At 64.6% G+C, this 2,370-nt stretch carries 3 protein-coding genes; 1 reads left to right on the top strand and 2 read right to left on the bottom strand.

The window, feature by feature from the left end:
• On the bottom strand, positions 1 to 1,125 hold a 1,125-nt coding region (locus tag AHiyo1_RS03505; RefSeq protein ID WP_084784337.1), incomplete at its 3' end, for an MFS transporter.
• Between the two features lie 188 nt (positions 1,126 to 1,313).
• Between AHiyo1_RS03505 and AHiyo1_RS03500 the strand changes: the two genes are divergently transcribed.
• Complete coding sequence (locus tag AHiyo1_RS03500; RefSeq protein ID WP_059387625.1) at positions 1,314 to 2,078, top strand: VTT domain-containing protein; 765 nt, start codon at positions 1,314 to 1,316, stop codon at positions 2,076 to 2,078.
• 75 nt (positions 2,079 to 2,153) lie between these two features.
• Here the strand turns inward: AHiyo1_RS03500 and AHiyo1_RS03495 are convergent.
• On the bottom strand, positions 2,154 to 2,370 hold a 217-nt coding region (locus AHiyo1_RS03495; RefSeq protein WP_172465482.1), incomplete at its 5' end, for a non-canonical purine NTP pyrophosphatase.

The raw sequence follows: 2,370 nt of genomic DNA, 5'->3' as shown, positions 1-2,370 counted from the left end.
CCACAGGGCGCCGACAGTGGTCAGGGCCAGGGCGCCATATCCGGCGCCCACGGCGATGCCCAGTTGAATGGTCACCACGGTCAAGCCGTTCGCGGCGTCCTTGTGCTCTCCGCCGGCGCGAAGGATAGCTGCCTGGTTGTAGATGCCGATGGCCCCGAAGGCGGTTCCCCACACGGTCACCAGCACAAGCTCACCCACCCACGTGCCGCCAAGCAGCGGCAAGAGGCCGAAGGCCAGCACCAGCAGGGCGACCGCGGAAATCAGGGAGCGCCGCGGATGGGAATCGGCGGTGAGGCCGGCGATCCAGATCCCCACGAGGCTGGCAGCCCCCACCACGGACAACGAAATGCTCGTGAAGGCATCCGGCAGTCCGGAGACGTGGAGGAAAGGCGCTATGTAGGTGAAGAGCGTGAAGTGGCCCAAAAGCAAGAGTGGCCACGCTGTGGCCACGGCGATCACGCCGGGCAGCTTCAGGGCTCCGCGGAGGGTCGGCGTCGCATGGCCGTCCTCGTCGGGGGCTGCGGGGAGTACCCAAATGGCCAGCAAAGCGAGAACCGCGCCGACTCCGGCCAGGATCAGGAAAGAGGCGCGCCAGGTGAGGACCGAGCCCATGAGCGTGCCGATCGGAGCGCCGACGGCGAGCGCGATGCTGTTACCGCTGAAGACCATGGCCATTGCTCTTCCGACCGAGTGCGCCGGGACGATCCTGGCAACGTAGGGGGCCATGCTTGACCACAGCATCCCGTGGGCCACGCCTCCGAGGAGCCTCGCGGCAACTGCCAATCCCAGGCTCGGGCTCGACGCCAACAGGACATTGCTGAGTGCGAACGCGAGCACGGTGCCGATCAACAACGCCTTGCGGGGAACTCGTCCGCCGAGCAGCCTGGACAACGGAAGCGCCGTGAAGACGATAACTGCCGCATAGGCGGCAGTCAGGGAACCTACGGCCGATTCGTCTACTCCCAGGTCCCGGCTGATCTGGGGCAGCAGCCCGGACGGGAGGAGTTCCGTAGTCACCGCGGTGAAGCCTGCTGCCGCGAGGATCAGGAGACCGCCCCACGGGAACACCGGGGCTGACGCAGGAGCGGCCGTCGCCGCTGTTTCGGGTATAGCTACGTCGCGCATCAAAAAGTTCTTCCTCGTCATTCATGCTCAGTTAGCTGCGGACGCAGAAGTTCTCGTCATTTCTGCCCACGTCCACCACGCTACGCATGTCCGGCGAGTGGAGGCAGTGTCTGTCAGACACCCCCAGCGGATGTGTCAAGGGCCCGACGGCGGTTGTCCCGTACCCTTGAAGGGTGACCCTTTCTGCGATGAACGACTTTGCCGTATCCGCTTTGGTGGGTGCAGGACCGGTGCAGCCGCATATGTCCGCGCTCCTCCCCGACTGGTTGAACCCCCAGATCTTCCTGGCCGACCCCGCCCTGGCACCATGGGTAGTCCTTCTCGTGTGCGGCATCGTGTTCGCCGAGACGGGACTCCTGGTGGGCTTCTTCCTGCCCGGCGACTCGATGCTTTTCACCGCTGGGCTCCTCGTCGCCACGGATACCATCAAATTCAACATCTGGGCACTCGCGGCCCTCATCATCGTGTCCGCGATCATCGGCAACCAGAGTGGCTACCTCATCGGTTCCAAAGCCGGACCGGCCATCTTCAACAAGCCTGATTCCAAGCTGTTCAAGCGGGAAAACGTCGAGAGTGCGCACGCCTTCTTCGAAAAGCACGGCGGCAAGGCCCTGATCCTGGCCCGCTTCGTGCCCATCATCCGCACCTTCGTCCCGGTGATTGTTGGCGTCGCGCAAATGGACAAGCGCAAGTTCTTCATTTTCAACGTCATCGGGGCGGTGCTCTGGGGCGGTGGCGTCACGCTGCTCGGCTACCTGCTCGGCGACAAAGTTCCGTGGGTCCGGGACAACCTCGACATCATCTTCGTGGTCATCGTCCTGATCTCGGTGGTCCCCGTGGCCGTGGAAGTCATCCGCGGCTTGCTGGCCAAGCGCAAGGCAACGAACGGCGGAGCAGAACCCGCCGAAGAATTGGTCGACGGACGCGAAGCCGGAAAGCACGGCGAGCGCTAAGCCCGTTGCTTCAACAGAAGAGGCACCCCGCACTTTGTCTGCGGGGTGCCTCTCTCGTTAATGCTGGCGCAAGTTCTAGCGCAGGGCGTCCACGATCGCCGGGAGCAGCGCCCTGAACGCCTTGCCGCGGTGGCTGATGGCGTTCTTCTCCTCGGAACTCAGCTCCGCGCAACTGCGGTCCAGTCCCTGCGGCTGGAGCACGGGGTCGTAGCCGAATCCACCTGCGCCGCGGGGCTCATGCAAGAGAGTGCCTTCCAGCTGGCCGTACTCGACCACCTCGCGTGCCCCGCCG

Source organism: Arthrobacter sp. Hiyo1 (assembly GCF_001263615.2).
In the GTDB taxonomy this organism is placed as follows: domain Bacteria; phylum Actinomycetota; class Actinomycetes; order Actinomycetales; family Micrococcaceae; genus Arthrobacter.
The sequence above is the reverse complement of the archived record's forward strand: the minus strand, read 5'-3'. Positions and strand labels throughout refer to the sequence as shown.

Coding starts and splice junctions, on each gene's coding strand:
- AHiyo1_RS03500 (WP_059387625.1), top strand. CDS start 1,314: ATGAACGACTTTGCCGTATCCGCTTTGGTGGGTGCAGGACCGGTGCAG.